We start from the raw sequence: 19,727 nt of genomic DNA on the forward strand, positions 1-19,727 counted from the left end.
AAATGTAACTCGAAATGGTCAAATGTAACCGGGGTTGGGTTACATTTGCCGGGTGGTGGAAGATCTGAGTTCCTTGGTCGCCCGATTGCGCGCCGGTGGCGGCGACACCTCTGACGTTGAGGTGAAGGCCGCTGCTGGCGGGCTGCCTGAGTCACTGACGCCTTCGCTGAGCGCTTTGGCCAACTTGCCTGGCGGCGGCACCATCATCCTGGGCTTGGACGAGCGTGCTGACTTCGCCCCTGTCAAACTGAGTTCGGCCCAGCAGCTCAAGCAAGGGCTTGCGAGTAAGTCGCGGTCCCTTCGTGCCGCCGGTCCGGCTCGACATCAGTGACGGCACTGTAGACGGGGAGCCGGTGGTGATTGCCCGGGTGCACGAGTGTGACCCGTCGGCCAAGCCATGTCGGGCAGCCACCAGCGGCAAGGCTTACCTGCGCAGCTATGACGGTGATTTCGAGCTGTCGCAGGTGGAGGAGCAGGGGTTTCTTGCGGCTCGAACTTCCCCTCATTTTGATCGGCGTCCCGTCGAGGGGGCTGCCCGTGAGGACCTGGACGAGGAGCTCGTCTTCTCGTTCATTCGCGCGGTGAAAGACCGAGACCCAGGAGGACTGGGGCGTTTCAGGTCTGATGAGGAGCTCTTGCGCCGGGCGGGGGTGATTCTGGACGGTGGACAGCCCAGCGTGGCCGGCCTCCTGGCACTGGGCGTCTATCCGCAGCAGTTCTTCCCTCGTTACGTGATCCAGGCTGCGGCGGAGTCCAGGCCCGGTGATCCTGCCGGGGTCCGGGCCCGGAACCAGATGACGATCACCGGCCCCATCCCGCGCATGCTGGACGAAGCCATGGCGTGGGCGCGCCGAACGTTCGACAGTGTCATCGTCACCGAGGCCGGGGGCATGGTGGTGGACGAGCCTGAGTACCCCCTCGTGGCTTTTCGGGAACTCGTCGCCAACGCCCTGGTGCACCGTGACCTGGACAACTGGTCCGAAGGACTGTCGGTTGAGGTGCGCCTGCGGCGCGACCGGCTCGTTGTCAGTAACCCCGGCGGCCTGTACGGGATTACGACGGATCGGTTGGGCCGGGAAGGTGTCACGTCGGCGCGGAACGCGAGGCTGGTCGCGATCTGCCAGCACGTGCGCACGCCGGACACCGGAGCGCGGGTGATTGAGGCACTGGCCAGCGGTATCCCCATCGTGGGTTCCTCCCTGGCCGAGGCCGGCCTGCCCCCGGCCAAGTTCATCGATGCGGCGATCCGTTTCACTGCCATTCTCAATCGCTCCGATGGCCCTCAGCGGAGCCGAGCGTCGCTGACCTCCACTCAGCGGCGGGTTTATGACGCATTGGAGCGCGACTCCACGGTGAGGGATCTGGAGGACGTTCTTGGGCTGACGGGGGCAACTCTTCGGAAAGCCCTGCGGGTCCTGGTCAACTCGAACCTGGTGACGCAGCAGGGCGGGCGAGGGCGCCCAACCACCTATCGCCGTCTGTAACTCTTCTCCCGCGACCTGATGACGTGAGAGGTGCCGTCCGGTTACCAAGCCGCTGTTGCCGATCGGACAATGGTGATGATGTTCCCGGGCACTCGATCGGATCGGTTGCTGCGTAGGGCCGTCGTTCAGTCGACATCCATTGGGACGCAGTGGGAGTCGGTGGGGCGAAGAGGAGCGAGCGGTTGGCCGTTCCCGTCCACGACAACCCAGTGCGCCTCGTCATCGGTGAACGTGTACCGCTCTCCTACGGCTCGTCCTGCAGGCCCATGCCGACCGGCCCTTGACGGCCGTCTTCCCGCAGTTCGGAGGAGTAGCCGACCTCGACCTCCAGGCTGGGGGACGGCGTCGTGAAGCCGGCCTGGAGGGCGGCCTGCCACTGCGTGCCCATGAGTTCGCAGGTCTGCTGCACGGTCCGCCCCGGCCTGACGTTTCCCCGGATCCCCGTGCACTCCCGAGATGCGCACCGCATCCCCTCCGTGGCCTGTCGGCAGGGGCCTATCTATGGCCATTGGGTGGGGTGGATCGGTCTTCATCGAGGTGGCCTGCCGGGATGCGCGCCGGTGGACCGGGAGGGCAGCACGCCTACCTGGGTGATCAGACCGAATGGGTGGTTCCTGCGGCCGGGCGTGCTTGGTCGAGGCAGCGCTGCAGGCGGCCCAGGTAGTCGTCGAACGACTCCTCGGGGGCCCAGGTCTGGTAGGCCGTGCCGGCCGCGGCCTGGAGAAGATTGAGCTGCAGGGTGGTGCTCAGCCCGTCGCCGTGTTGCTGAACCGCCCATTCGACCAGGTCGGTGCGGAACTGTGCCCCGAAGGCCTGGGTGCGCTGGGCGAGGGCGGGGGAGGCGGCCTTCAGCCGGCGCTGCAGGGGCATCCGGTCGCGCAGGGTCTCGTTGAACCCGAGCATGATCGCGCTGAGAGAGTCCCACAGCGGCTCGTCGGCGGGGCGCTCGCTCATCAGGGCGCGCCAGTTCTCGCGTTCTTGCGGGTCCTGGTCGAAGACCACGGCTTCCTTGCCCGCGAAGTAGTTGAAGAACGTGGCCCGGGACACGTCGGCGGCTTCGGCGATCTGCTCGACGGTCGTGCCCTCGTAGCCCTGTTCCTCGAACAGCCGCAGCGCGGCGGCGCGGATGCCGCGCCAGGCGGCAAGCTTCTTGCGCTCCCTGAGATTCATCGTGGACGAGTGTACTCTCTGGACGTGTCTATAGTTAGACGCGTCCAATCTTGAGGAGTGAGTCATGAGTAAGGTCTGGTTCATCACCGGCACGTCCCGCGGCTTCGGCCGTTCCTTCGCCGAGTCCGCCCTGGAACGGGGGGACCGGGTGGCGGCGACCGCCCGCAACCTCAGCAGCCTGGACGACCTGGTGGCCAAGTACGGCGAGGCGGTGCTGCCGCTCGCGCTCGACGTCACCGACAAGTCGGCGGTCATCGCGGCGGTGCAGGCCGCGCACGAGCGGTTCGGCCGACTGGACGTGGTGGTCAACAACGCCGGCTACGGCCTGTTCGGGATGGTCGAGGAGATCACCGAGCAGCAGCTGCGCGAGCAGCTGGAGACGAACCTGTTCGGGGCGTTCTTCGTGACCCAGGCGGTGCTGCCCATCCTGCGCGAGCAGGGGGCCGGGCACATCGTGCAGATCTCCACCATCGGCGGCATCGGCGCCTTCCCCTCCCTGGGTGGCTACCACGCATCCAAGTGGGCGCTGGAGGGACTGTCGGAGTCGCTGGCCCAGGAGGTCGCCGGCCAGGGCATCAAGGTCACGCTGGTCGAGCCGGGCGGGTACGCCACCGACTGGGCGGGCAACTCGGCCGCGCACGCCGAGCCGAACCCGGTCTACGACGGAATCCGCCAGGCCATGTCCGAACGTAGTGGCGACGCCCAGTACGGCGACCCGAACGCGGCCGGCCCGGCGCTGCTGAAGATCGTCGACGCCGAGAACCCGCCGCTGCGCGTGCTGTTCGGCTCCCAGCCGTTGGACATCGTGAAGTACGTGTACGCCCAGCGGCTGCAGACCTGGGACGAGTGGAGCGAGGTCTCCCGGCAGGCCCAGGGCTGAGCCGAAATCTGCTGGATCTGAAGGAGGAGCGCGGCCATGGTGGTCACCGGTGTCGTCCTGAGCTTGCTGCTGGCCGCGCTCCTCGCGCTCACCGGCAGCGGAAAAGTACTGAATACGTCGTCCTCGCAAGGTATCCGGGATTCTCTGACGGTACCGCCGTCGTTGTGGCGGGCCATCGGCCTCTTCGAGCTGGTACTCGTCGTGGCCCTGATCCTGGGGGCCTTCCTCCCGGCGGCCACCGTGGTGGGGGCGATCGGCGTGGTGGTCCTCATGATCGGGGCGATCGTCACGAGGTTGCGGGCGCTGGGAGTCGCACAGCCGGCCGGCCTGGTGGCTGACGGCGTCGTCCTGCTTGTCGGCGTTCTCGCAGCGGTGCTCCGCACAGCCTGAGCCGGGACTCGGTCACGGCCCGGCGCTCACAGCTGAACGGCTCGCTCACAGACACTGATGTGGGCGACCCGCAGGAACCTCCCGAACGGTGAGGGGCTCAGCCGATCGGCCGGATGAGACTCACGATGCCTCCTTCTTCCGGTGGCCGAGCCCCAGGGATGCCTCAGGGACGCCACGGATCCCGAACCCGCTGCCGCCCGGACGACTCTGAGAAGAGCTCGCCGGGCGGCACGAGGCGGCCCGGCCCGAGGAGACCGAGGCCCTCCCATGCCGACCACGACCAGCGAAACACTCAGCACCCCAGCGAAAATCTCCCTGCTGTGGGTGTTCGTCTCACTCAACTACATCTACTGCGACGTGCTCGGGCACATGGACCGCCAGGTGCTCCAGGACTATCTGGCCGGTGAGATCAGCGGGGTCCAGGTCACGCAGCCGTTCCTGCTGGCGGCCGGGGCGCTGGTGGAGATCTCGTTCGTGATGGCGCTGCTGTCCCGGCTGCTGCCGGAGCGGGCCAACCGGCGGGCGAACCTGGTCGCGGGGGCCTTCCTGACCGCGGTTCAGGCGGCCACATTGACGTGGGGCACGGTGACGATCTACTACGCGTTCTACAGCGTCATCGAGATCATGGGCACCGGCTACGTGGTCTGGCTGGCCTACCGCTGGCGGTCCGGCCGGCCCTGAACCAGCGGAGGCTGGGTGCCCGAGGTCTGCCGTGGTCACGCTCGCCGCAGGGGGGAGCGGCGTAGCTGCGACGATACCCCAGTGATGCCCGGGCGAAACAGACCTGTTCTTCGTTTATGTGGTGATTTAGGGTGTGGGTCGGTCGCTGTCACGGCGGTCTGCAGCTGTGTAACGTCAAGGAGATGGCATGACCCTGCGCAAGTACTTTGCTGTTGCCGCAACCACTCTGGCCCTGACCGGTGGTGCACTTCTCGTGGGCCCGGCCAGCCCGGCGTTCGCGGCGTACAACTGCACCTTCGACCAGGATGCCCGCAACAACGCCTACGCCGGCTACTACGCGGGTAACACGACCCAGCCATCCTCTACCGGCCTGTCGCAGGCGGGTATCGAGGCGCAGTGCCTGCTGCAGTACCGCGGTTTCAGCCCGGGCACGATCGACGGCGTCTTCGGCACCAACTCGCAGAACGCCGCCAAAGCCCTCCAGCGCAAGGCGAACTCACGGTACGGCGCCGGACTGACCGTGGACGGCAAGGTCGGCCCGGCCACCTGGCCCTACCTGCGCAGCCTGAACTACAACTACCGGTAACACCTCCCGCTGGCGGGGCGGCGGGTAGAGCCTCAGCGCCCCGCCGGTACCCGTGTGTCATGCCCGACGACCTCGGGCTGCTGCCGGTAACCCACGTGCCATCCCAGCACCCACACCAGCGCCTCGGGTGAGGGGTGCCGGCGCAGCAGACGGCCCAGGCCGGCGAGGCGAGAACCGCCCCCTCGGGGCGCGGTCTGGGCCGTACTGAAACGCTTCTCCAGCAGGGCCTGAGCCCGCCCGTAACCCTTTCCCTGCTGCCACATTCCCCAGAAGGTGGAGCGAAGACGCACGTGCACCACGGCGTCCGGGGCGAACACCAGCGGCGTGCCCGCAGCCTGAACCCGCCAGCTCAGGTCCGTGTCCTCCAGAATCCGCACCTCAGGGTCGAACCCACCCACCGAGACGAAGACACTGCGCCGGATACCCAGGTTCTCGGCGCTGGCGTGAGGAAGGCCCGGCCCGAACGCGGACTCCTGCAGGCCGTCGTTCTGGGGAAGCGTGCGTGAACGAATAACTTTGGACGAGTTGAGCTGAGTCGCGTCGAGCCGCCCGGCGACGAACGGGGTCCGTTGCAGAGCAAGCATCATCTGCTCCAGCCAGTCCGGAGCGACCTCGTCGTCCGCATCACAGAACACCAGGAAGTCGGCCGTGGACGTGGCGGCGGCGACGTTGCGGGCGTACCCGGCGCCCGGGTACGCGCCCGCGTCGATGATGCGCAGACCCGGCAGGCGGTCGGTGTACTGCGCGGCGACCTGCCGGGTGTCATCGATGGAGCCGTTGTCACTGACCAGGACTTCCCAGCTGCCACGGTACGTCTGCCCGGCCAGCGCCTCGAGCTGCGCGGCCAGGGTGTGCGCCGCGTCGCGGCAGGGGATGACCACACTGACGGAAGGGCTGGCTGAAGGGCTGAGAGAAGACATGGGGGAGCCGACCTCCGAGCACGATGAGCGTGTCGTCGGACGCATCGGCGCACCCGGCGGGCGGGGCACCTTCGGCCAGCACTTCGCTGGTCATCCTGCCTGCCCAGGCGCGGCAAGTCTCCAGGTGTGCAGGCATTTGTACACACTGTTAACCCGGCCGACATCGCTGCGCCCGCGGCCGGGAGACCTCAGCTCATCGAGGCCAGCAGCTCGCGGCAGGCGCTCTCGCAGGCCCGGCACACCTCGGCGCAGATCCGGCAGTGCTCGTGCATGTCCGCGTGGCGCTCGCACTCGTCGCCGCATGAGCGGCAGGCCGCGATGCAGACCTCGAGCTGGGCGCGGATCACGGCCGTGTTGTGCCCGCTCTGCCGGCTCAGCACCCGCGCGGTGGTGGCGCAGGTGTCGGCGCAGTCGTTGTCCACCCGGATGCAGTCGAGCATCCCGTCGCCCAGGCAGGCGTCGGCGCAGGCCGTGCACGTCTGGGAGCAGGCCAGGGCCTGCTCGATCGCGGCGGCCAGCAGGTCGGGGTTGATGTCACTGGTGGCCGGAAAGCTCTTGATCATGGCCAGGACGTTGCTCATCGTTGCTCCTCAGCTGCTCGTGCGTGGACCCAGGCAACCAGCGGCGGCGTGACCACGCATTGTCAGCTACCCGTCCGCCGGGGCGCCCTCAGCCGGTTCACCAGCGCGGCGAGGTGGTCCGGGGCCTCGAGATGGGCCAGGTGGGCCTGCCCGGCCAGTTCGTGCACCGTGGCGGCTGGGACGCGACGGGCGATGTCGTCGAAGGTCGTGCCGTAGGGCGCCTGACCCCGGTTTGCGCTCGCCCACCACGAGGTCGATCCGGTCGGCTCTACGGGCGAGCACGGTGGGCAGTGGGGCCTGGTTGATGGCCAGCGTCTCCTGGTAGAGCGGTGCGCTGAGCTCGCGCAGACCCGACCAGACGCCGGAGTCGGACCGGAGCGCCTCGACGACCTCGCTGGGCATGGCGGCGACCTGCCTGAGTGCCACCTCGACGACTCGGTCGAGGTCCTGCGCGTCGTCGGCGGCCTTCAGGTCGGGCAGGGCCGGGGCTCCGAACGGAGCCATGATCGGCTCGTAGGCGATCAGGTGCGCGACCGGGACCCGGTCGGCCAGGTGCAGGGCGATCAGCCCGCCGTAGCTCCACCCGAGGACGGCCTGCACGTGGGAGAAGCTGCGCAGGACGGCCGTGGCGTCCTCGATCTCCGTCTCGAGGGTGTAGGTGCTGGTCAACGGGCCGGAGGGAGCCCGGCCGCGTCGGTTCACCACGGCGATCGTCGGCCAGCCTTCCAGGTGCTGGGCCACGGGGCCCCAGGCGGCGGCATCGGCCATGACGCCGGGGATCACGACGATGGCCGGCCCGTCCAGGGCTCCGTACACGTCCACCTGGATCCAGCTGCCGTTGACCTGGATCTCTTTCTGGATCATCTGCTCCATAATTCGATTCTGGAACGATCGCACTAGAATCGTCAACATGACCGCCCCCACCCGCCGCACCGCCGGACGTCCCCGGTCCTTCGACCGTGCCGACGCGCTGCGCCAGGCCGCGGTCCTGTTCTGGCGGCACGGCTTCTCCGGCACCTCGACCCGGATGCTGAGCGAGGCCCTGGGCGTCTCCAGTTCCAGCCTCTACGCCGCCTTCGGCAGCAAGGCCGGGCTGTTCGACGAGGCGGTGCGCACCTATGCGCTGCGCTACAGCGCCATCTACGAACGCGCCGTGGCCGAGCCCTCCCTGGCCCGGGTTCTCGAACGGGTGCTGATCGACTCCGTCGAGGAGTTCAGTCGCGTCGAGCAGGGGCACCCCGGCTGCCTGACCAGCAGTGCCGTCATGGCCGACACCTCGGCCACCCTCGACGTGCGCACCTACGTCGCCGATCTGCAACGGGCCGACGAGGCGCTCCTGCGTACCCGGATCGAGCAGGCCCGGGCCGACGGCGACCTGTCGGCAACCATCGACCCGATCGTGTTGACCGAGCTGGTCCAAGCGCTCTGGCAGGGGCTTTCGGTCCGCTCCGACCTGGGAGCCGGCCGGGACGAGCTGCTCGGCGCAGCCCGGTTCGCCCTCGTCCTCATCGCTTCGCCCGAGCGTTCCTGAGCCGGTCAGCCTTCACCCGCGTGGTCGCACGCCTCTGAGCGGTCACCCCTGGGTGGACCGTACACGGGGCAAGGCGACGTGGAAGCGCGGCCAGGCCACGGGAAGCTGGTGAGCCCGACGATCACAGGAGCCCTCTCGCGACGCGCCGACCCGTTCCCGCGGCTCGGCCAAACCGATATCAACGGGACGTTCGATCACGCACCCTTGGGGTGCGGAGCGTGAAGGGGCGGTGTGGCCGGCGCATCCCGGCCCGCACCGCGCTTCTGGGGGCAGGACCATGCGCCGACCGGTGTCCCCCTGAACGGGGTGGCGCAGCTTTCCGTAAACCCTGACTGCTCTCACCTTTCGGCTGCTAACTTGGCTGCGGGGGAGGTTCCTGCTCCGCTCTCCCTTTCTCGGGGGGAGAAATCATGACCACGTGGCCTGGCAGCATGGCCTTTTCCGGTCCCGACGGGCCGCGGGGGGAAAGTCCTTCAACGGCCGGTCCCGTCCTGGCCGACGGGAGAACCGGATCGCCCTGGGCCTCCAGTGAGGCGACCCGTTACCTGTGCGTCGGGGCGTACCTCGACCGGAACTTCCGGCGCCGGGTGATGAGCGAGGTCCTCGGCGCCGAACACCGGGCAGTAGCACCGTCGTACGGCATCGACATCATTCCGGTGCTACGGCACTGTCTGCGGGCCCAGACGCGAGAGCGACTGCGGAACATCGCCTTCGCCGTCCTCTTCATGGTGCTCCTGCTCATCAACGCTCCGCTGACCATCATGGCGCTGGCGACCGGGTACGGATGGCGCCTGACCTTCCTGACGTTCGGTGCCCTGGCGCGTCGCCAGTTCCTGCGGGCTGCAGGACTGTTGGTGCTCAGTGTCGCGGTCAGTGGCCTGGTGGCCCTGGTGCTGGTGTCCCTGGCTGCCCTGCAGTACATGGTCAGCACGGCCACCGGTTACTCAGGTGAACTGGGCAGTTCGTTCGGTGGTGAAGTCTCCGGCAGCGCAGCCGGCTTCGTCCTGCTCCTGTGGGGCAGCGCCTGGGGCATCCGGTTCGCCGAGATGGTGACCAATCACCGCACAATCCTGTCCGAGCTCTCCCCAGGCCGCTTCGTCCCCGACAACGCTCCGCAGGAACCCGCCCGTCACGTGCACCGGCTGGCGTTCCTGGCCCACGCCCAGACCGGTAACATCACCTACTACGCGCGCACGGTCGCCGACCGGCCCTTCGTCGGCTCAGGATATCTCGAAGAGCCCTGGCATCTGGCCGTTCCGCTGCGCAGGCGCTCCGACGCCGGGGATCCGGTCGAAGAACTCACGGTGCAGACTCTTTACCGGCGGATGCGACGAGCGCTGGCCTCCCTTGCCGACGAGACCCTGCCACCCGGACAACGCATCGTCGGGCTGTCGATGCAGCCGCGGCTGTTCGTGCCGGGCCTGCTGCGCCCGAGCGACGGCCTCATCGACCGCCAGCGGGGAAAGCCCCGTCACCATCTCAGCCGGGCCGAACTGGACGAGTTCGAACAGCACGACCGCAACCGGGCCACCGAGTACCTGACCGTCCGGATCGGGGCGTGGGAGGGCGAGCTCGAAGTCACGATCTTCGTCTACTTCAGCATTCGCGGCAACACGCTCTACATGGAGTTCGTCGGCGCCAGCCTGCCCTCGGTCCGCGAGCTCTACCACAGCGCCGACACCCAGCAGCAGTTGCAGCCGTCGGTCTACGCCAGCCTCGGATTCAAGGCCCTGGCCGGTCTGCCGATGCTGTTCCTGCTGGCGCCGGTGGACTTCTACCACCAGAGCCGCGACCGGATCCGCGCCGCGATGGCGGTGCGCCGAGAGGCCCAGGACATCAGCACCCGCCTGGCCTTCGACTACGGAGTGCGCAGCAGTGTGCGCGAACTCGGCGCCGACTACGAGAACGACCAGTTCTTCCAGCGGCTGGACGGCCGGCGGTACATCTTCCTGGTCGAACGCCGTGTGCGGGACGCCGTGGCCGAGGTCCTGCACGAGTTCGGTTACTCCACCGAGGAATTCCTGGAGCGCACCCAGATGATCATCAACAACACCACCCAGATCAACGGCGGAACGTTCAACAACCAGGGTGGCGCGATGGCTTTCGGGGCGTTCGCCCAGGCCATGGCCGAACCGGGGTCCGGCCCCGTCCCGTATCTGCCGCCGCGCTCCGGCCCACCGGCGGCCGGAGCCGGGTCATGAACCCGAACGGCGAGGTGAGCATCAGCGGGGGCACTTTCAACAACCAGGGTGGCGCGATCGCCTTCGGAGCCGGCGCGGAGGCCACGTCCCAGGTCTCGCAGGCGGCTTTCGCACAGCAGCCGCTGCCGGAGGTCCTCGGCGCCGACGAGATCCGGCTCCTTCGGGCCCAGCTCGCCGAGCTGCAGGTCCTTCTGGCGCAGGAGGGCGTAGACACAGACCAGGCCGGGGCGGTGGCGTTACAGGCTGGACTGGTCGACCAGGCCCTTACCACCTCCGAGCCCAGGCGGCGCACCGTTGCGGCCCTCGTCCAGGGCATGGCCGAATCGGCCAAGGCCCTCACCGCGGTGGGCGAGTTCGCCGGGCGTCTGGTGGGCCTGGTCACCACGGGAACGTTCTGATGCATCCCGCCCAATGCCCGCTGTGCAAGGCCACAACCAGGCCCGGCGACCTGATCTGCGGGCTCTGCGGAGAGGAACTCATCGCCCCTGAACCGGCGCACCTACCTGAGCCAGGACCGCAGTTCTCGAGTTCAACCGCGCATTCCGCGGGCCGGTCCAGGCCAGGGCTGCGACCGGTGGCCGTGCTCCTGGCCGTGGCGGTGGTTGCGACGGTCGGCATCCTGGTGGTCCGGGGCTTGGGAAAGGATCAGAACGGCGAGTCCATCACGGCATCCGGAACGGCCGCGAGCTCCGATCGCCCCAGTGAGTCTCCCGTTCCGACGGTCACGGTCTCAGACGTGTATGCCACCGAGGATGCCCAGGGAGCGGCCCAGGCCCTCGATGAGGAGGTGATGACCGATGAGGAAGCAGCCGCCGAACTGGACATGCTGGCTGACAGCAGCCTACATACCAGGTATCTCGACGGCCGTTGGCTGGCCCAGCTCTCGTCCAAGTCGCCCGGTACCCACGACCCGCTCCAGGTCACGGCCGACGGCCGTCACATCTTCCGTTCCACGGACATCCTCGTCCAGGTCGAAGAACTGATGGAGCGCTCTGACCTGGGTGAGGTCTTCGTGGTCCGCAGCACCGACTACGGCAAGCGTCAGCGGCACAAGGGGCAGGCCATGTGGGTCGTCTTCGCCGACGCCGGTTTCGATTCCGGCGCCGGCGTGACGTCTTGGTGCCGTAAGCATTTCACTGCACGGGGAGAGGCACTGGTGAACATGTGCGCTCCCCGTCGTCCCCGCTGGTGAAGAGCGCCGTCGTCTGCCCGTGAACTCCGGTAGGTCGCCGCCGGGCCGACTGCGCGGCGGCGACCTCGTTCCGTCTTCTGCTCAGGAGACCCCGACGACAGCACATTGCGCTGCGGCAGGCTCAGCGCCGCCCCGGATGCTCCGGACCCTCGTCACCGGGAACTGCTTGCTCAGCGTCCTCCGGATCAATCAGAACCCCGGCCAGCGGGTTGCCCGCGCCCACCCCCGAGTTCGGGTCTCCGTCGTTGGGATCCGGCTGGCCGGGCACCGAGCCCGGCTCGCGCCCGCCCGAGAACACGGCGCCGCCGCCGGAGCGGGAGCCGGTCTGAGTTGCCTGCGACTGCGCCTGCTGAGACTCGACGTTGTTCCGGGGATCGATGTCCTGCGGTTGCTGGCTCACCGTTGATCTCCTTTCGTGGGCGATGTCCCACTCAATCACGAGGGTTCCTGGCCTGCGCATCGAGCGGCCGGCGATGGGGCCGGGTGAGGCTCCGGCCAGACCTTCCCGCGCAGGGGCGACCCACTCCGAGTCCGGGTGCGGGCGAGAAAGGCAGTGTTAATTTCGAGTATGTCCACCCCACCCTCCACCGGTAGTCCCCTCGAGGCTGAGGCCGTGCCGGAACGCCCTTACGAGCTGGTCGTCCTGGGGGCCAATGGTCTGACGGGGCGCCTGGCGGTACGGCACCTGACCGCACTCGACCGGGCGGCGGCCGAAAACCCGGGGGAACCTGCCGTGCGGTGGGCGGCAGCGGGCCGAAACCTGGCGCGGGTCAGGGACGCCCTGAAGGCCGAGGGCGCCGAGGCACCCGTGCTGAAGGTGGACATTGAGGACGAGGCGTCGCTGGATACGCTGGCCCAGGCCACGGCCGTCGTCCTCAGTTTCGCCGGGCCCTACACCGCAACCGCAGAAAGAGTCGTGGCCGCATGCGTCCGCAACGGCACCTCCTACGTCGACATCAGTGGTGAACTTCCGCTGCTGCGGCGGATTATCGAGCGCTTCGACGGCCCGGCCCGGACGGCCGGCGTCGCTGTGGTGCAAATGGCCGGCTGGGAGGCCCTTCCGGCAGATGTGACCACACTGCTGGCCAGTCGGGCGGCCGTTGCCGCGCAGAGCCAACCCGGTGCAGCGGCCGAACAGCCTGGTTACGACGGGCCCGGCGCTGCCGGGCCCGTCGTAGAGGTGGAGGTGACCTTCTCCTACGACCGCGTCCCTGCCGGTGTCTCGCTGCGTAACGCGATCTCCGCCGGCACGCTGGGCAGCATTGTCGAAATCCTGCGGGACCCGGGAGCGGGTGTGGTCGGCGATCCGGGGGGACTGCTGATCGACGCCGGTCAGCAGGAACGGGTGCGACGGGCCAGTCCTGTGACACTCCGCCCGCGCCTGCGCGCCGGGCGGGTCCTCGGACCGGTCACTCCGGTGGCGTTCCTGAACCCACCGGTCATCCACCGCACGGCTTGCCTGCTGGCCACGCAGGCCGGCGCCGAGTACCTCCCGGCCCGCTACCGGGAGGGGACCGACCAGGGGCCGCTGCGTCGCCTCGTCGCAGCGGCCGCGGTCGTCTTCGCCGGCGCTCTGGCGGGGATGCAGTGGGTCGTGGTCCGGCTCGCGCGCTCTCCCCGTGGGGTGCGTCAGATCCTGCTGTCCCGGGCGGCTTCGATGCTGCCACCGTCGGGTACGGGCCCCGAAGGCGAGCTCCTCAGCGACTGGGCCTGGACGGTGCAGGCCCACGCGCGCACCCGGTCGGGTTCGGCCGGACGAGCCAAGATCTCCGGAACCGGGCACCCGGGCTATACAGCCACGGCCGTCATGGCCGGCCAGTTGGCTCTGCTGATCTCCCGGACACCACCGGCCCGGCGTAGGGCCGGCTGCCTCACACCCGCTCTGGCGGTGGGAGCCGATGGGATCACCGGCCTGAACGGGCCGGCGCTCACGGTGGAGACGTTGCCAGAAGATCGGTGAGTAGCCCCCCCGGGACAGCGATCCGTGGAGCACGCAAGACGTTCAGCTGCCGTTGCGGAGCCGGCAGCTGGAGCGGGGAGGTGAGGAACCCCGCTCGCCGGCCCGGCCCCGAACGCCGTGACGGCCATCCGCCCACCCGCAGGAGGGCATCCCCTAGGTTCGGGGGCATGGACGAACGGGATGCCGCGATCCTCACCGAACTGCAGAAAGAGGCCCGACTGACCAACCGCCAGCTCGCCGCCCGGGTGGGGCTGGCGCCCTCCAGCACGTTGGTGCGCACCCGGGCCCTGGAGCAGTCCGGCGTCCTGGCCGGCTACCACGCGCGGGTCGACCTGAACCGGATCGGCCGGGGTGTGCAGGCCATGATCGGGTTCCAGATCCGCCCGCTGAGCCGCGAGGTGATCCAGAACTTCAAGGCGTACGCCCTGCAGCAGCCCGAGGTGCTGGCGGTCTACGTGGTGGCCGGTGGCGACGACTTCCTGGTGCACGTGGCCGTGCCCAGCGTGGAGGCCATGCACACCATGCTCGTCGACCGCTTCAGCGCCCGCAAGGAGGTCATCACGTTCCGGACCTCGCTGGTCTACGAGCACACCGCCAACCACGAGGTGCAGCCGGCGCAACTGTCCGACGAGGACTGACCGCACGGCGCAGAGACGGGCAGAGATGGGCAGCGACCGGCCAGCCGGGCCCTTTCAGGGAGCTGACGGACCCGGGTGGGCCGCTGCCCCCGCCGTTGGGCGATCATGACAGTGTGCGCCCATACGTTCCATTTGCCGTTCCTGTCATCGTCGTTGCCTTGGCAGGCTGTGCAGAGGCCGCCCCGCCGGCAGCCGCAGCCCCGACCGTGTTGCCCTCTACCGTCCCCGCCGCGAAGCAGGCCACGAGCAGCACCTACACGGTGGGCGGCGGCCAACGGCTGGCCGGGCAGATCCGAGAGATCTTCTTGCAGGACGGTGCCGTGAGGGCGAGGGTCAGCTGCCCCGACTTCAAGGGCAGGACGGACGCGAACGGGATGTTCACGGGCATCGACGGGACTGAGGTGAACTGTCGTGCCATGGTCACCCGGCAAGAGGGCACCGGTCTCGAGAACGAGACGCAAGTAGCGGTCGGATGGAGCGGCGGCGAGCAGTTCATGACGATTCTGGAAGTAGGTCCGCCGTTCGGCACTGATGCCCCACAGGCGAACTGACCGGGGCCGCCCCGCGTCTTGCCGGACGTCGTAGGACTGATCGCCGATCCCGGGATCGGCCCGAACAAAGTTCGGCGAAGGCCGCGCGGGATGCCGTTCTGGCGAACGTTGTTCCGTGCCACGGCAAACAGACTCCCGCGAAACTACTTTCACGGCCGTGCGTGACTCACCCACCGCCGCCGCCGGCGAACACCAGAACGCATCACCTGGCAAGCCCCGGTTGGGGCTTCTGGCCGGGACCGCGCTCTACGTCGGAGCCGTCCTGGGACCAGGAGTGATGGTCCTGCCCGCGCTGGCCGCCGAGGCCGCAGGTCCCGCCTCACTCGTGGCCTGGCTCGTCCTGCTGTTCTTCAGCGTGCCCGTAGCCGCCACGTTCGCCGCCCTCGGGGCCCGTCATCCCGACGGCGGGGGCGTGGCCACCTTCGTCACCCGGGCCTTCGGGCCGCGATGGGCTGTGCCGGTGGGCTGGTGGTTCTTCGCCGCTGTACCCGTCGGGGTTCTGTCCGGGGCCCTGGTCGGCGGCAACTACGTCGCGGCGACTCTGGGAAGGGGGCCGGGGACGGCCCTGTGGGTCGCGATGGTCATCCTCGCCGCCGCTTTCGCCACCAACTACGCGGGCCTGCGACTGACCGGTCGGGTCCAACTGGTCATGGTCGTCGTCTTGGCCGTGTTCTTACTGGTCACCGTCGCCGTCTCGGCCCCCGCCGCCCGCCTGGAGAACTTCACCCCGTTCGCGCCGCACGGATGGATGGCCGTCGGAGCTGCCGCCACCGTCCTGTTCTACGCGTTCTCCGGCTGGGAGGCGGCCAGCCACCTGTCGGCCGAGTTCAGTGACCCACGCAGGCAACTGCCGCACGCCACCGCACTGACCCTGGCCCTGGTCTGTGTGCTCTACCTGACGCTGGCCGTCACGACCATCGCCGTTCTCGGCGACCGGGCCGCCGGCACCGCGGTTCCGCTGAGCCTTCTGCTGGAGGTGACTCTCGGACCGGGCGGGCGCACCGTCACCGCGGTCGCTGCGCTTGTTTTGAGCCTTGTCGCCGTGAACACGTACCTGGCCGGTGGTGCTCGTCTGGGCGCCGCGCTGGGGCGAGACGGGGCCATGCCCCGAGCGCTGGCGAAAGGTGCTGGCGTGGGGGACGTACCGCGGCGCAGCCTGACCGTCCACCTGGCTCTGTGCCTCATTGCGGGCGTCGTCGCCACGGCCTCGGAGACTGACCTGGACACTCTCATGCGGACCACGTCCGCCTGCCTGGCCGCCGTCTCCTTCGCCGGAATGGCCGCGGCCCTACGGCTGCTGCCCACCCGCACCGTGACCTGGTACGGCGCACTCGGGGGCCTGGTGTTCACCGGCCTCGTCCTGGTCTTCTGCGGCGAGCTCCTGCTGGTCCCGCTGGTTCTGGGAGCAGGCGCCCTTCTGTGGCCAGGCCCCAGGCGGATCACACGACCGCAGGAGTTCGGTTCGTGAGTCTGCACCACCTCGTGCACCACCAGGGCCGGTGGATCAGCCACGTTCCCGGAGCACCGGACGGCCCGCCACCGGCGCAGCCCGGCCGACCTCACCCGCACCATCACGAGCCGTCGCTGGGCCCACCGCCGATTCCTTCGGCTGGACGCGTGGCGATGCCCCGGTAGGCCGCCTGGAACACACCAGTCCGGAACCCGCGGCAGGCCGGTCGCTGGTGCTGGCCCTGCCCATCGCCGCGGACATCAACGCCAAGGCGGCCAAGGTCTGAACGGTGATCCACCAGCCCAGACCTCGGCCGGCCACGGCGCAACCCGTCGGCGAGGAGCTGGCCCGGTACACCGGAAGCGCCATCACCTTGGCCTACCGGCACGACCCCACTGACCGGATGCGTTTCAGGCGGCGATCCGCGTAGCCCTGGCCTTGGCGAACGCGGCAATACTCCGGGCGTAGTGCGGGGTCTCGAGCTCGCAGTGCTTACCCGAGGATTCCTGGCGGGCAGCGGCGGCCTGCTCGAACGTCTGGTCGTTGGCGGCGATGAACTGCAGGAAGTCCTCGGTGGGGTGGGATGTGACGGTGTTGGTGTAGCGCAGCCGGTCACCTTCGAGCTGCTCCATGCGCAGCTCCCAGATCACCTGGGTCGTGGTCCACCCGGCCGGGGTGAAAACGTCGGACAGGGAGACCATCCTGCAGTAGTGCGCGCTCGCGATCTCGTAGCGGTACTGCTGGATGACCAGGCCGGTCCCGATCATCTCCACGTTGATCGACATCGGGGTGCCGTCGTCGTCCACGGTGTAGCCGGCCGCCTTGTGGTCGCCGGGTGCGCAGCGCTGGTACTCGTGGGTGGGCAGGGTCTTGAGCCAGGTCTCGATGTCCACGTGCTCGAAGGGCGCGCTCACCTCGGCGGTGACGACGGCGTGGGAGAGCTGCAGGTCGGTACGCACGGTGGTGGTCATGGTCATCCCTCTCGTTGGGCGCCGTCGGCTCGGGTGAGCCTGGCCGGCGGGGCGTTCTGCCCGTGCCCAAAAGCATTCCTCAGAAGGGATTGCCGCGTCATTGCCGGTTCCGGTACCTCTCTCTACCGGCTAGCGGGGGTGTGATCGTCACCAGCGGCTCAGCTGTAGGGCAGCAGTGGAGCGTTGATCTCCTCCCACTGCGCCCGCAGTTCACTCACCAGCTCGGGATGCTTGGCCGCCAGGTTGGCCTGCTCACGCGGATCGGCCACCACGTCGTACAGGGCGTCGGTGCCGCCGGCGGTCAGCCGCAGGTACTTCCACTTGCCCCGGCGCAGGGCCCGGTCGGTGCGGGTGCGCCAGAACAGGTCGCGCTCGGGCGCCCTGTCACCCTCCAGCAGGTATCCGGCGAGACTCTCACCGTCCAGCGGGAAGTCGGGATCCGGGCTGGCGCCGGCGATCTCGAGCAGGGTGGCCGTCCAGTCGTGGGTGACGACGGGAACGTGGCTGACCTGCCCGGCCTTGATCCGGGCGGGCCAGCGCAGGATGGTCGGCACCCGGATGCCGCCCTCGTTGAGACTGGCCTTGAGCCCGGACAGCGGCCAAGTGTACGAATAGCGCTCGCCGCCGTTGTCACTGGCGAAAATGACCAGGGTGTCGCGTTCCTGGCCGGTGCGGCGCAGCGCGGTCAGGACCTGGCCGATGCGGGTGTCGAGGTTCTCGACCATCTTGCGGTACGTCTCCAGTGAGCCGCCGTCGGCGTGCTGCAGGGCGCGGCGGTCCCCGGCCAGCAGCGCTGCGGTGACCTCCTTGCTGACGGCCCGGTCGCCCGGGGCCTCCCAGGGCCAGTGCGGGCTGGTGAAGTTCAGGTTCAGCAGCCACGGGGTGCGGTGCTCGCGGCGCACGAACTCCTCGGCCCGGTCGGCGATGAGATCGGTGTAGTACTGGTCGGACTCGACGGGTTCCTCGCCGTCGTACAGGTCGTGCACACCCATGTGGCTGTACTTGGAGTAGTAGTCCAGGCCGCCGGAGTAGTTGCCGAAGAACTCGTCCCATCCGCTGCGCAGCGGGCTGAAGTTCGGCAGGAAGCCGCCGTGCCACTTGCCGATGAGGGCGGTGGTGTAGCCCACGGTCTTCAGCAGCGAGGCCAGGGTCGGGTGCTCGGGGGCCAGCCCGTCGCGGGCGTTGACGGCCGCGATCGGCTCGGGCAGGCCCGCCGTGGTGCGGGCGGGGTAGCGGCCGGTGTAGAGCGCGATGCGGGTGGGGGAGCAGACCGCGCCGGCCGAGTAGCCCTGGGTGAAGCGCAGACCTGAGCGGGCCAGGGCGTCGAGGTTGGGGGTCTTGATGTCGGGTGAACCGTAGCTGCTCAGGTCGGCCCAGCCCAGGTCGTCGGCCAGGATGAACAGGATGTTGGGCCGGCGCGCAGCTCCCGGCGCTGCCCTGAAATCGCTTTCACCGGTGGCAGCCTGGGCGGGCTGGGCCGTGGCCACCCCGGCGGCCGTGGCGCCGGCGGCCAGAGCGCCGAGCACGTTGCGGCGGGTGGTGCCTTGCTTCGTCACATGAGCTCCCCAGGTCGAAGAACTCGCATTATCGACAAATTCCATAGACAAAGGGGACTTATGTAACGCAGGGCACATGCAGCAGTCCGTGCGTTCCTCGTAAGGCCTGAGGACCAGTAGCGTCAGGTCGGTCTAACCCTATGAACTCGGGAGGATCTGTCCGATGCTCAGCCCTCGCCGTCCCGGCGCCGTGACCGCCGTTGCCCTGGCGGGGCTGCTCGCGCTGAGCGCATGCGCCGGTGAGCCCACGGTGAAGCAGGTGTCCGATGCCACGGCCGCCCCGGTCGATGTCTCCCCGTCCGCCGGGGCCCCGACCCAGACCGAGGCTCAGCCCAAGGCCGGCTGCAAGGTGGGCGGCGTGGACATCCCCGCCGACGCCGGGGTGGGCCTGGCCGGTGACCTGGACGGGGACGGGCGGGACGACCAGGTGTGGCTGGGCCTGAAGGGGGACAAGCGGCTGCTCGGTGTGCGCACCGCCAGCGGGGCCAGCTTCGCCACCAGTTTCACCGCCGACCAGGTGGAGAACGCCCAGGCCTCGGCCGTCGGCAACCGGCTGGGCGACGGCACCGCGATCATCCTGCTGGCCACCGCCTACAGCGCAGCGCTCTACGCGGTGATCGACTGCAAGATCGTGCCGAGCATCAACCTCCAGGGCAACCAGTACACCTTCGACCTGGGCATGAACGGCCGCGGCACCGGGGTGGCCTGCCCGGCCAAGGGCAAGAAGCGTTACCTGGCCGGGTTCAACGCCAAGCAGGACGACGCCGACAGCAGCGACCGGGTGATCCGCACCCGGATCGACCTCAGCGAGGACGGCGCCCGGGCCGACAACGGCAAGGAGACGGATCTGGGCAACGTCGGCTACGACTCGCCGGTGACCATGCTCGCCTACGGCGTGACCTGCGGCGACGCCGAGGCTGCGCTGGAACCGGAGCGTTCCTAGGAAGTTCTGATAAAGTCTACCGACCTAGTAGAGATGACGGGT

General features: G+C 68.9%; 24 protein-coding genes. 16 read left to right on the plus strand and 8 right to left on the minus strand.

Annotated elements, in window-relative coordinates:
• Window positions 1-52 precede the first annotated feature (52 nt).
• Both QSK18_RS32650 and QSK18_RS32655 read left to right on the plus strand, forming a co-directional pair.
• The gene (locus tag QSK18_RS32650; protein WP_285627299.1) at window positions 53-331 is read left to right on the plus strand and encodes an AlbA family DNA-binding domain-containing protein; all 279 of its coding nucleotides are present in this window, start codon (window positions 53-55) and stop codon (window positions 329-331) included.
• A 25-nt stretch (window positions 332-356) separates the two neighbouring features.
• Window positions 357-1,484, plus strand: coding sequence for an ATP-binding protein (locus tag QSK18_RS32655; protein WP_285627302.1), 1,128 nt, complete (start codon window positions 357-359; stop codon window positions 1,482-1,484).
• Window positions 1,485-1,728: 244 nt separating this feature from the next.
• Here QSK18_RS32655 and QSK18_RS32660 read toward each other — a convergent pair whose 3' ends face one another.
• Together QSK18_RS32660 and QSK18_RS32665 are read right to left on the minus strand one after the other, a co-directional pair.
• Window positions 1,729-1,893, minus strand: a complete 165-nt coding sequence (locus QSK18_RS32660) for a hypothetical protein (protein ID WP_232813198.1) — start codon at window positions 1,891-1,893, stop codon at window positions 1,729-1,731.
• A 185-nt stretch (window positions 1,894-2,078) separates the two neighbouring features.
• Window positions 2,079-2,654 carry a TetR/AcrR family transcriptional regulator gene (locus tag QSK18_RS32665; protein WP_232813197.1) on the minus strand — a complete coding sequence of 192 codons (576 nt, stop codon included), beginning with the start codon at window positions 2,652-2,654 and terminating at the stop codon, window positions 2,079-2,081.
• 64 nt (window positions 2,655-2,718) lie between these two features.
• On the opposite strand from QSK18_RS32665, the gene QSK18_RS32670 reads away from it, so the two are divergent.
• The 4 genes from QSK18_RS32670 (at window position 2,719) to QSK18_RS32685 (ending at window position 5,191) form a co-directional block, all read left to right on the plus strand.
• Window positions 2,719-3,534 carry an SDR family oxidoreductase gene (locus tag QSK18_RS32670; protein ID WP_285627307.1) on the plus strand — a complete coding sequence of 272 codons (816 nt, stop codon included), beginning with the start codon at window positions 2,719-2,721 and terminating at the stop codon, window positions 3,532-3,534.
• 36 nt (window positions 3,535-3,570) lie between these two features.
• Window positions 3,571-3,924 carry a DoxX family protein gene (locus QSK18_RS32675; protein ID WP_232813195.1) on the plus strand — a complete coding sequence of 118 codons (354 nt, stop codon included), beginning with the start codon at window positions 3,571-3,573 and terminating at the stop codon, window positions 3,922-3,924.
• 267 nt (window positions 3,925-4,191) lie between these two features.
• Window positions 4,192-4,605: a DUF6326 family protein gene (locus QSK18_RS32680; RefSeq protein WP_232813194.1), complete on the plus strand. Its 414-nt coding sequence runs from the start codon at window positions 4,192-4,194 to the stop codon at window positions 4,603-4,605.
• Window positions 4,606-4,792: 187 nt separating this feature from the next.
• Window positions 4,793-5,191, plus strand: coding sequence for a peptidoglycan-binding domain-containing protein (locus QSK18_RS32685; protein WP_232813193.1), 399 nt, complete (start codon window positions 4,793-4,795; stop codon window positions 5,189-5,191).
• A gap of 32 nt (window positions 5,192-5,223) precedes the next feature.
• On the opposite strand, the gene QSK18_RS32690 is transcribed toward QSK18_RS32685, so the two are convergent.
• The 3 genes from QSK18_RS32690 to QSK18_RS32700 form a co-directional block, all read right to left on the minus strand.
• Window positions 5,224-6,111, minus strand: a complete 888-nt coding sequence (locus QSK18_RS32690; RefSeq protein ID WP_232813192.1) for a glycosyltransferase family 2 protein — start codon at window positions 6,109-6,111, stop codon at window positions 5,224-5,226.
• 188 nt (window positions 6,112-6,299) lie between these two features.
• The gene (locus QSK18_RS32695; RefSeq protein WP_285627313.1) at window positions 6,300-6,692 is read right to left on the minus strand and encodes a four-helix bundle copper-binding protein; all 393 of its coding nucleotides are present in this window, start codon (window positions 6,690-6,692) and stop codon (window positions 6,300-6,302) included.
• Between the two features lie 66 nt (window positions 6,693-6,758).
• Window positions 6,759-7,565, minus strand: a complete 807-nt coding sequence (locus QSK18_RS32700) for an alpha/beta fold hydrolase (protein WP_285627318.1) — start codon at window positions 7,563-7,565, stop codon at window positions 6,759-6,761.
• 37 nt (window positions 7,566-7,602) lie between these two features.
• On the opposite strand from QSK18_RS32700, the gene QSK18_RS32705 reads away from it, so the two are divergent.
• From QSK18_RS32705 to QSK18_RS32720, 4 genes are all read left to right on the plus strand, one after another.
• A complete protein-coding gene (locus QSK18_RS32705) occupies window positions 7,603-8,223 on the plus strand; it encodes a TetR/AcrR family transcriptional regulator (RefSeq protein WP_285627321.1) in 621 nt (206 codons plus the stop codon).
• A gap of 410 nt (window positions 8,224-8,633) precedes the next feature.
• Window positions 8,634-10,424: an AbeC-like domain-containing protein gene (locus QSK18_RS32710; protein WP_285627324.1), complete on the plus strand. Its 1,791-nt coding sequence runs from the start codon at window positions 8,634-8,636 to the stop codon at window positions 10,422-10,424.
• Window positions 10,421-10,822: a hypothetical protein gene (locus QSK18_RS32715; RefSeq protein ID WP_285627327.1), complete on the plus strand. Its 402-nt coding sequence runs from the start codon at window positions 10,421-10,423 to the stop codon at window positions 10,820-10,822. The genes QSK18_RS32710 and QSK18_RS32715 overlap by 4 nt, the downstream gene beginning before the upstream one ends.
• Window positions 10,823-11,160: 338 nt before the next feature.
• A complete protein-coding gene (locus QSK18_RS32720; protein ID WP_285627329.1) occupies window positions 11,161-11,616 on the plus strand; it encodes a hypothetical protein in 456 nt (151 codons plus the stop codon).
• A gap of 121 nt (window positions 11,617-11,737) precedes the next feature.
• Here QSK18_RS32720 and QSK18_RS32725 read toward each other — a convergent pair whose 3' ends face one another.
• Entirely contained in the window at window positions 11,738-12,016 is a 279-nt protein-coding gene (locus QSK18_RS32725) for a hypothetical protein (RefSeq protein WP_285627332.1), read from the minus strand.
• A 168-nt stretch (window positions 12,017-12,184) separates the two neighbouring features.
• Between QSK18_RS32725 and QSK18_RS32730 the strand changes: the two genes are divergently transcribed.
• From QSK18_RS32730 to QSK18_RS32750, 5 genes are all read left to right on the plus strand, one after another.
• Entirely contained in the window at window positions 12,185-13,576 is a 1,392-nt protein-coding gene (locus tag QSK18_RS32730) for a saccharopine dehydrogenase NADP-binding domain-containing protein (protein WP_285627335.1), read from the plus strand.
• Between the two features lie 167 nt (window positions 13,577-13,743).
• Window positions 13,744-14,214: an Lrp/AsnC family transcriptional regulator gene (locus tag QSK18_RS32735; protein ID WP_285627338.1), complete on the plus strand. Its 471-nt coding sequence runs from the start codon at window positions 13,744-13,746 to the stop codon at window positions 14,212-14,214.
• 113 nt (window positions 14,215-14,327) lie between these two features.
• Window positions 14,328-14,765 carry a hypothetical protein gene (locus QSK18_RS32740; RefSeq protein WP_285627341.1) on the plus strand — a complete coding sequence of 146 codons (438 nt, stop codon included), beginning with the start codon at window positions 14,328-14,330 and terminating at the stop codon, window positions 14,763-14,765.
• A gap of 157 nt (window positions 14,766-14,922) precedes the next feature.
• A complete protein-coding gene (locus QSK18_RS32745) occupies window positions 14,923-16,233 on the plus strand; it encodes an APC family permease (protein WP_285627346.1) in 1,311 nt (436 codons plus the stop codon).
• A 31-nt stretch (window positions 16,234-16,264) separates the two neighbouring features.
• Complete coding sequence (locus QSK18_RS32750) at window positions 16,265-16,501, plus strand: hypothetical protein (protein ID WP_285627349.1); 237 nt, start codon at window positions 16,265-16,267, stop codon at window positions 16,499-16,501.
• Window positions 16,502-16,625: 124 nt separating this feature from the next.
• Here QSK18_RS32750 and QSK18_RS32755 read toward each other — a convergent pair whose 3' ends face one another.
• Both QSK18_RS32755 and QSK18_RS32760 read right to left on the minus strand, forming a co-directional pair.
• Window positions 16,626-17,186 (minus strand): hypothetical protein, encoded by a 561-nt coding sequence (locus tag QSK18_RS32755; RefSeq protein WP_285627350.1) that lies wholly within the window; start codon window positions 17,184-17,186, stop codon window positions 16,626-16,628.
• A gap of 158 nt (window positions 17,187-17,344) precedes the next feature.
• On the minus strand, window positions 17,345-18,742 hold the full coding sequence (locus QSK18_RS32760; protein WP_285627353.1) for a sulfatase-like hydrolase/transferase: 1,398 nt from the start codon (window positions 18,740-18,742) through the stop codon (window positions 17,345-17,347).
• A gap of 163 nt (window positions 18,743-18,905) precedes the next feature.
• On the opposite strand from QSK18_RS32760, the gene QSK18_RS32765 reads away from it, so the two are divergent.
• The gene (locus QSK18_RS32765) at window positions 18,906-19,685 is read left to right on the plus strand and encodes a hypothetical protein (protein ID WP_285627356.1); all 780 of its coding nucleotides are present in this window, start codon (window positions 18,906-18,908) and stop codon (window positions 19,683-19,685) included.
• The last annotated feature ends 42 nt before the right edge of the window (window positions 19,686-19,727 follow it).

This window comes from Kineosporia sp. NBRC 101677 (assembly GCF_030269265.1).
Taxonomy (GTDB): domain Bacteria; phylum Actinomycetota; class Actinomycetes; order Actinomycetales; family Kineosporiaceae; genus Kineosporia; species Kineosporia rhizophila.

What these genes read in the sequence shown, in the direction of transcription:
- QSK18_RS32665 (WP_232813197.1), bottom strand. Translation starts at nt 2,654, where the DNA reads ATGAATCTCAGGGAGCGCAAGAAGCTTGCCGCCTGGCGCGGCATCCGC.
- QSK18_RS32670 (WP_285627307.1), top strand. Translation starts at nt 2,719, where the DNA reads ATGAGTAAGGTCTGGTTCATCACCGGCACGTCCCGCGGCTTCGGCCGT.
- QSK18_RS32675 (WP_232813195.1), top strand. Translation starts at nt 3,571, where the DNA reads ATGGTGGTCACCGGTGTCGTCCTGAGCTTGCTGCTGGCCGCGCTCCTC.
- QSK18_RS32680 (WP_232813194.1), top strand. Translation starts at nt 4,192, where the DNA reads ATGCCGACCACGACCAGCGAAACACTCAGCACCCCAGCGAAAATCTCC.
- QSK18_RS32685 (WP_232813193.1), top strand. Translation starts at nt 4,793, where the DNA reads ATGACCCTGCGCAAGTACTTTGCTGTTGCCGCAACCACTCTGGCCCTG.
- QSK18_RS32690 (WP_232813192.1), bottom strand. Translation starts at nt 6,111, where the DNA reads ATGTCTTCTCTCAGCCCTTCAGCCAGCCCTTCCGTCAGTGTGGTCATC.
- QSK18_RS32695 (WP_285627313.1), bottom strand. Translation starts at nt 6,692, where the DNA reads ATGAGCAACGTCCTGGCCATGATCAAGAGCTTTCCGGCCACCAGTGAC.
- QSK18_RS32700 (WP_285627318.1), bottom strand. Translation starts at nt 7,565, where the DNA reads ATGGAGCAGATGATCCAGAAAGAGATCCAGGTCAACGGCAGCTGGATC.
- QSK18_RS32705 (WP_285627321.1), top strand. Translation starts at nt 7,603, where the DNA reads ATGACCGCCCCCACCCGCCGCACCGCCGGACGTCCCCGGTCCTTCGAC.
- QSK18_RS32710 (WP_285627324.1), top strand. Translation starts at nt 8,634, where the DNA reads ATGACCACGTGGCCTGGCAGCATGGCCTTTTCCGGTCCCGACGGGCCG.
- QSK18_RS32715 (WP_285627327.1), top strand. Translation starts at nt 10,421, where the DNA reads ATGAACCCGAACGGCGAGGTGAGCATCAGCGGGGGCACTTTCAACAAC.
- QSK18_RS32730 (WP_285627335.1), top strand. Translation starts at nt 12,185, where the DNA reads ATGTCCACCCCACCCTCCACCGGTAGTCCCCTCGAGGCTGAGGCCGTG.
- QSK18_RS32735 (WP_285627338.1), top strand. Translation starts at nt 13,744, where the DNA reads ATGGACGAACGGGATGCCGCGATCCTCACCGAACTGCAGAAAGAGGCC.
- QSK18_RS32755 (WP_285627350.1), bottom strand. Translation starts at nt 17,186, where the DNA reads ATGACCACCACCGTGCGTACCGACCTGCAGCTCTCCCACGCCGTCGTC.
- QSK18_RS32765 (WP_285627356.1), top strand. Translation starts at nt 18,906, where the DNA reads ATGCTCAGCCCTCGCCGTCCCGGCGCCGTGACCGCCGTTGCCCTGGCG.